Source organism: Hydrogenophaga sp. GW456-12-10-14-TSB4 (assembly GCF_059424305.1).
In genome coordinates this window covers 21,444-28,547 of record NZ_JBWKZH010000073.1, presented here as the reverse complement: position 1 = coordinate 28,547, position 7,104 = coordinate 21,444, and the positions used below count along the sequence as shown (strand labels likewise).

The window sequence follows — 7,104 nt, the reverse complement described above, 5'->3', positions numbered from 1 at the left end:
CCCCACTCCAGCCCCCCAGACCGCTTCGCCGTCTCACGACGCCCCGGGCCTCAAAGCCCCGATACCCCGCGCTGGAAAAACCATCGATCCCCTCAAGCCCGATCCCAAGATCGCGCACGGCTGGCTGCACACCGCCCGCTTTCTCACCACCGCCCCGCAACTCGAGCACCTGCCACCGCTGGACGTGCCCGAGATCGCCTTCGTCGGCCGTTCCAACGCGGGCAAGTCCACCTGCATCAACACGCTGACGCAGCAGAAGCGCCTGGCCTTCGCGTCCAAGACGCCGGGCCGCACGCAGAGCATCAACCTGTTCTCGCTCGGCAAACAGGGCGTCACCGACGCAGTGCTGGCCGACCTGCCGGGGTATGGCTATGCGGCGGTGCCGCGCGAGGCCAAGCTGCGCTGGCAGCGCGTGATGGGCAACTACCTGCTCACCCGCGAGAACCTCAAGGGCGTGGTGCTGTTGATCGACCCGCGCCTGGGCCTGACCGAGCTTGACGAGATCCTGCTGGAGGTGATCCGGCCCCGGGTCGAGGAAGGCCTGAAGTTCCTGGTGCTGCTCACCAAGGCCGACAAGCTCAACCACGCGGAAGCGCAGAAGGCGCTGTCGATTGCGCGACTGCAGTCCGGCGGCGGCGAAGCGAGACTCTTCTCGGCCCTGAAGAAAAAGGGGCTGGACGAGGTGGCGCTGCTGCTCTGGCAATGGACGCATGGCGCCACTGCGCCAGCCCAGGCGGCCGACCCCGTTCCCGACGACGAGCCGCCCGCGCTGGACTGAACCGTGCGGGCTCCGGAGAGCCCGCATGATCCAGACCTTCCAACAAGCCCTGCCCCACGGCATCACGCTGAGTTGCCGCGCTGCCGGCGATCCCGGCCGACCGGTCCTGCTGTTCCTTCACGGCTTCCCGGAAGCCGCCTTCGTGTGGGACGAAATGCTCCTGCGCTTCGCCCGACCCGAACACGGCGGCTACCGCTGCGTGGCGCCCAACCTGCGCGGCTTCGAGCAGTCGAGCGCGCCGACCGAGACCTCGGCCTACCGCGCCAAGCCCTTGCTGCAAGACCTTGGCGCGCTGATCACGGCCGTCACCGCCGACAGCCCCACGCCCGGCCAGCTCGCTGGCCTCGTCGCCCACGACTGGGGCGGCGCGCTGGCCTGGGGCCTCGCGGCACAGCAACCGACCCTGATGCGGCAGCTGGTCATCGTCAACGCACCGCACCCCGCCACCTTCCAGCGCGAACTGGCGCACTCGCCGGCACAGCAGGCGGCCAGCGCGTACATGAACTTCCTGATCCGCGCCGACGCCCCGGCACTGCTGGCCGACAACGATTTCGCCCGCCTCTGGCCTTTCTTCACCCACATGGCGGCCGACAGCGGGCCGATGGCCTGGCTCGACGAACCCACGCGCGATCGCTACCGCGCCGTCTGGCGCCAGGGCCTGGCAGGCCCCTGTGCGTACTACGCCGCATCGCCCCTGCGCCCACCCACCGCCGAAGATCCCGGGGCGGCGGCCGTGCAGGTGCCGCGCGAGAAAGCGACCGTCGCACGACCGACGCTGGTGATCTGGGGCCTGAACGACACCGCGCTGCCCGAGGCCTTGCTGGAGGGGCTGGAAGCGTATGTGAACGACCTGCGCATCGAGCGCGTGCCCGGCGCCACACACTGGATCGTGCACGAACAGCCCGAGCGGGTGGCCGCCCTGATCGGCGGCTTCCTCGAACCGGGGCCGGCTCAGAGGTCGGCGTAGAACGACCGCTCGTTGCCGGGCCGGGTCTTGAAGCGCTTGTGCACCCAGTAGTACTGCTCGGGTGCCTGGCGGATGTAGTCCTCCAGGTAGCGGTTCATGACCGCCGTGTCGGCCTCGGCATCGGCGGTCGGGTAGTCGGGCCAGGGCGACATCACTTGGATCTCGTAGCCCTCGCGCGTGAGACGGCTCACCACCGGCACCACGCAGGCGCGCCCGAGGCGGGCCAGCCGGGACAGCGACATGAGCGTGGCAGTCTGCACACCGAAAAAGGGCACGAACGCTGCGTCGCGCGTACCGTGGTCCATGTCGGGCAACAGGTAGAGCGGCAGGCCCTGGCGCATCGCCGCGACCAGCGGCTTGATGCCCTGGCGCTTGCCCACGACATGGGGGTTGCCGAAGCGCTGGCGGCCCTGGGCCATCCAGCGGTCCACGTCGGCATTGAGCTGCTCCGCATAGAGCCCGCAGAAACGGCGCTCCAGGTGGGCCGTGAGTCCGATCCAGCCGGCGTCCATGCCCACGAAATGCGGCGCGAAGATCACGGTGGGTTCGTTGCCAGCCAGGGCCTGCAGATCGCCGGCGAGCGTGAGGCGCCGGCGCACCGTCGCCAGAGGCGCTTCCCACAGCCAGCCGCGGTCGAGCCAGGCCTGAGCGAAGTACACGAAGTGCTGGCGCACCGCTCGGTTGCGCTCGGCCTCACTGCTTTCCGGAAAGCACAGGCCCCAGTTGATGCGCGCGATGCGCCGGCGCCGCACGGCCACCAGATGCAGCGCCCGACCGAGCAACCAGCCCAGGCCACGCACCCAGGGCAGCGGCAGCACGGCCAGCAGGCGCATGAAAGCCACCCCCAGGCGGTTGCCGAGGTTGCCAGGTGGCAGCGAAGCGTCGGAGGTGGGGGGCAGTGAAGACATCAGGGCGGCTGCGGCGTCGACCGCGGCGGCGATTTGTAGCGGTTGTAGGACCAGAGGTACTGGGCGGGGCATTCTCGCACCAGGGCCTCCATGGCGCGGTTGATCTGTTTCGCCGCTTCGAGCGGATCGTCCGCCAACGGCCCGCCGTTGAGCGGCTCGAACGGCCGCACATGCACGCGGTAGCCCCGGCCCGCGCTCAGGCGCTCGCCCCAGCTCAGCAGGATGTGCACGCGCCCGGCCTGGGCGAGTCGGCCCGACAGGGTCATGGTGTAGGCATCGCGGCCGAAGAACGGCGCCCACACGCCCTGCCCCTCGGGCGGCACCTGATCGGGCAACAGGCCGACCGCCTGCCCGGCCTTGAGCGCCTTGATGAGTTGCTTCACACCCGCCAGGGTGGTCGGCGCGGCGAACAGGCCGGGGCGCTGGCGGGCACCGGCCACCAGATCGCGCAGCCAGGGCTGGCGCGCCGGACGGAACAGCACCGTCATCGGGTGCGCTGCGCCAAAGCGCTGCGCATAGGCCTGGGCCGTGATCTCGAAACACCCCAGATGGGGTGTCAGGAACAACACCGCCAAGCCTTCTCGTTGCGTCGCCTCGATATGCTCTGCGCCGGCCCAGGTCACGGGCACCGGCCGGCCGAGCCACAGGCGGGGCAGTTCCGCCACCAGCTTGCCCGACTCGCCCACCGAGGCCAGCGCCACCCGGCGCGAAAACCCGGCCTGGGCGGCGTGCGCGAACAGGCGCCGCCGGTACCGGCCCGAGAGCCCAAAACTGAGCCAGCCCAGCAGCCAGCCCACCGCGTGCAGCACGGGCAACGGCATCCAGCTCAGCGCGCGGAAAAGGCCATGGATCAACAGGGTCACGGGACGGGAGGGGCGGGAAGGGGGCGCCGGCTTGATTTAGAATGCGGCCATCGCCGAGTTATGGAACTAATTGCGGGGCGATTCATAAATTCCGCTAAAGCGTTCGCCGAACTCTGACAGACCGGCAACGCCGGTCAACCAATGTGGAGTTTATATATATGGCGAACGATTTCCTTTTCACCTCCGAATCCGTCTCCGAAGGCCACCCCGACAAGGTCGCCGACCAGATCTCCGACGCGATCCTCGACGCAATCTTCACCCAGGACCCGCGCAGCCGTGTGGCCGCCGAGACCCTGTGCAACACCGGTCTGGTGGTGCTGGCCGGTGAAATCACCACCAACGCCCACGTCGACTACATCCAGGTCGCACGCGACACCCTCAAGCGCATCGGCTACGACAACACCGAGTACGGCATCGACTACAAGGGCTGCGCGGTCATGGTCTGCTACGACAAGCAGTCCAACGACATCGCCCAGGGCGTGGACCACGCGTCCGACGACCACCTGAACACCGGCGCTGGCGACCAGGGCCTGATGTTCGGCTACGCCTGCGACGAGACGCCCGAGCTGATGCCCGCGCCGATCTACTACGCCCACCGCCTCGTGGAGCGCCAGGCCCAGCTGCGCAAGGACGGCCGCCTGCCCTTCCTGCGTCCCGACGCCAAGAGCCAGGTGACCATGCGTTACGTCGATGGCAAACCGCACAGCATCGACACCGTGGTGCTCTCCACCCAGCACTCGCCCGACCAGAGCGAGACGCCGCACAAGATGAAGGCCTCGTTCAACGAAGCCATCATCGAAGAGATCATCAAGCCCGTGCTGCCCAAGGAATGGCTCAAGGACACCAAGTACCTGATCAACCCGACCGGCCGCTTCGTCATCGGCGGCCCGCAGGGTGACTGCGGCCTGACCGGCCGCAAGATCATCGTCGACACCTACGGCGGCGCCTGCCCGCACGGCGGTGGCGCGTTCTCGGGCAAGGACCCGTCCAAGGTGGACCGCTCGGCCGCCTACGCCGCCCGCTACGTGGCCAAGAACATCGTGGCCGCCGGCCTGGCCAAGCAGTGCCAGATCCAGGTCGCCTACGCCATCGGCGTGGCCCGCCCGATGAACGTCACCGTGTACACCGAAGGCACCGGCGTGATCCCCGACGAGAAGATCGCCGCCCTGGTGCAGGAGCACTTCGACCTGCGTCCGAAGGGCATCATCCAGATGCTGGACCTGCTGCGCCCGATCTACACCAAGACCGCCGCCTACGGCCACTTCGGTCGCGAAGAGCCCGAATTCGCCTGGGAACGCACCGACAAGGCCGCCGCGCTGCGCAAGGCCGCCGGCCTGTAAATTTTCACGCAATCGGCCGACAAGGCCCCCGGGCGACAGCCTGCGGGGCTTTTTTTCGTACTTTTTTCGGACAACAGGGAAAACCACCGGTCGTAACAATTTGAATTTTCAGCGGCGGCGTCCGATATGGGAGTACAAGCCACCTTTCTGGCTGCAATGCAATGACCCGGGAGCCCTGAACCATGGACACCTCTATCTGCCCCGACGGGATGGAAACGCCAGAGCAACAGCTCGAGCGGTTGCTGGCGCTGCGCACACAAGAACTCCAGGCCGCGCTGGACAGCGCCCGCTCCCTTTGCGACCAGGCAAGCTGCGGTCTGCTCACCTTTGACACCGAGCAGCGTTGCGTGCATCTCAACCAGGCCTTGCTGGGCTGGCTGGGCCACGGCGCACCGGGCATGCCCCTGAACGAACTCGTCGCGCCGCGTTCGCGCGACGCGCTGACCACCCACGTGGAATCCCTGCGCCAGAGCGGGCAGAGCGAGCCGGTCGACCTGGACTGGCAACGCGTCGACGGCAGCCTCTTTCGCGCCCGCCTCGCCTCCACGCCGGTGTTCGATGCCGAAGGCCATTTCCTGCACGGCAGCGCGGTGGTCACACCCCTCGACGCGGCCCAGGCCGCCTCGGCCCAGGACAGCCTGCTGCGCAGCATCACCGACCGCATTCCCGCGCGCCTGGCCTACTACGACAAGAACCTGATCTGCCGTTTCGCCAACCACGCGCACGCCGCGCGCTACGGCAAACTGCCGATCGACATGGTGGGCTCGCCCCTGAGCCAGGTGGTGCGGCCCGACATCCTGCCCGACATCCTGCCGCGCGTGGCACAGGCCCTCTCCGGCCAGACGCAGACCTTCGAGGCCGAGCGCGTGGCCGCCGACGGCTCGCGCAACTACTTCGAGATCCACTACATCCCCGACTTCCAGAACGGTTCGGTCGAGGGCTTCTTCATTGAATTGCACGACATCACGGAGCGCCGCCGCACCGAGGAGTTCGTGCTGCACGCCAACCAGGACCTGGAAGAGCGCGTGCGCTCGCGCTCCGCCGAGCTGTTTGCCAGCGAGCAGCGCTACCGGCTGATGGTGGACGCGATCCAGGACTACTGCATCTATTTCGTCGACGAAAACGGCGGCATCACCGAATGGACCGAGAGCGCCCAGCGGCTGCACGGCCACACCCGTTCGCAGATCATGGGTCGTTCCTATGAAGTGCTGCTGTCCACCGACAACGCGGGCGAAGACGAGGTCGACCCCGGCCAGGTGCTGCGCCTGGCCAAGGCCCACGGCCAGTGGGAAACGCGGGGCTGGCGCCTGCGCGAGGACGGCTCGCGCTTCTGGGCGCACACCGTGCTGACCGCGCTGCGCAATGAAGCGGGCGAACTGCAGGGCCTCTCGAGCATCACGCGCGACATGACCGCGGCCAAGAGCCTGGAGGACGTGATGAACGACCTCAACCGCGAGCTCGAAAAACGCGTCGCCGAGCGCACACAACAGCTCGTGGCGGCCAACAAGGACCTGGACGTGTTCTCGCACATGGTCTCGCACGATCTGCGCGCACCCCTGCGCCACATCGCGAGCTTCGTCAGCCTGTTGCAAGAGCAGATGGGCGACTCCGCCGACACGCTGGCCTTGCAGTACCAGAACTCGATCGCCAAGGCCTCCAAGCGCATGAGCCTGATGATCGAAGGCCTGCTCGAATACGCTCGACTCGGTCGCGTGGCGGTCGACACCCAACCGGTGCCCATCGCCCAGCTCGTCCAGGGCGTGATCGCGCACCTGAAACAGGAAAACCCGGACCGCCGCATCGAATGGGTGATCGAGAACGACCTGCCCATCGTGCGAGGCGACGCCATGTTGCTGGCCCAGGCCCTGGGCAACCTGCTGGGCAACGCGGTGAAGTACACCCGACCGCGCGACGCGGCCCGCATCGAGGTGGGCTGGAAGGTCAACCCCGTGGGCGGCCGCACCTTCTACATCGCCGACAACGGCGTGGGCTTCGACCTGGAAAAGGCACACAACCTGTTCGTGATGTTCCAGCGTCAGCACCACTCCATGGACTTCGAAGGCACGGGCACGGGCCTGGCGCTGTCGCAGCGCATCATCGAGCGCCACGGCGGGCGCATCTGGTCCGAGACCGCGCCCGGTGAAGGCTGCACCTTCTACTTCACCCTGCCCTTCGACGGCATGGAACAGGACATGGCGTTTCCCGAGTCCTCACTGGCCGAGCTGCCGGCCTGAGTTGCCGAAGGCCG

The 7,104-nt window shown here is 67.8% G+C and carries 6 protein-coding genes; 4 read left to right on the top strand and 2 right to left on the bottom strand.

Translation table 11 applies throughout. From position 1 onward, the window contains the following. The first annotated feature begins 61 nt into the window (after nt 1-61). The gene (gene yihA / locus AC07ZS_RS25410; RefSeq protein WP_494801262.1) at nt 62-778 is read left to right on the top strand and encodes a ribosome biogenesis GTP-binding protein YihA/YsxC; all 717 of its coding nucleotides are present in this window, start codon (nt 62-64) and stop codon (nt 776-778) included. Nucleotides 779-803: 25 nt separating this feature from the next. Then, nucleotides 804-1,745 carry an alpha/beta fold hydrolase gene (locus AC07ZS_RS25405; RefSeq protein WP_494801260.1) on the top strand — a complete coding sequence of 314 codons (942 nt, stop codon included), beginning with the start codon at nt 804-806 and terminating at the stop codon, nt 1,743-1,745. Here the strand turns inward: AC07ZS_RS25405 and AC07ZS_RS25400 are convergent. Together AC07ZS_RS25400 and AC07ZS_RS25395 are read right to left on the bottom strand one after the other, a co-directional pair. After that, a complete protein-coding gene (locus AC07ZS_RS25400) occupies nt 1,730-2,653 on the bottom strand; it encodes a lysophospholipid acyltransferase family protein (protein ID WP_494801259.1) in 924 nt (307 codons plus the stop codon). The genes AC07ZS_RS25405 and AC07ZS_RS25400 overlap by 16 nt on opposite strands. After that, nucleotides 2,653-3,516: a lysophospholipid acyltransferase family protein gene (locus tag AC07ZS_RS25395; protein ID WP_494801258.1), complete on the bottom strand. Its 864-nt coding sequence runs from the start codon at nt 3,514-3,516 to the stop codon at nt 2,653-2,655. The genes AC07ZS_RS25400 and AC07ZS_RS25395 overlap by 1 nt, the downstream gene beginning before the upstream one ends. Nucleotides 3,517-3,674: 158 nt before the next feature. Here AC07ZS_RS25395 and metK point away from each other — a divergent pair, with 158 nt between their 5' ends. Together metK and AC07ZS_RS25385 are read left to right on the top strand one after the other, a co-directional pair. Then, entirely contained in the window at nt 3,675-4,856 is a 1,182-nt protein-coding gene (metK, locus tag AC07ZS_RS25390; RefSeq protein ID WP_494801257.1) for a methionine adenosyltransferase, read from the top strand. Nucleotides 4,857-5,038: 182 nt separating this feature from the next. Next, entirely contained in the window at nt 5,039-7,090 is a 2,052-nt protein-coding gene (locus AC07ZS_RS25385; RefSeq protein ID WP_494801256.1) for a PAS domain-containing sensor histidine kinase, read from the top strand. Nucleotides 7,091-7,104: the final 14 nt, after the last annotated feature.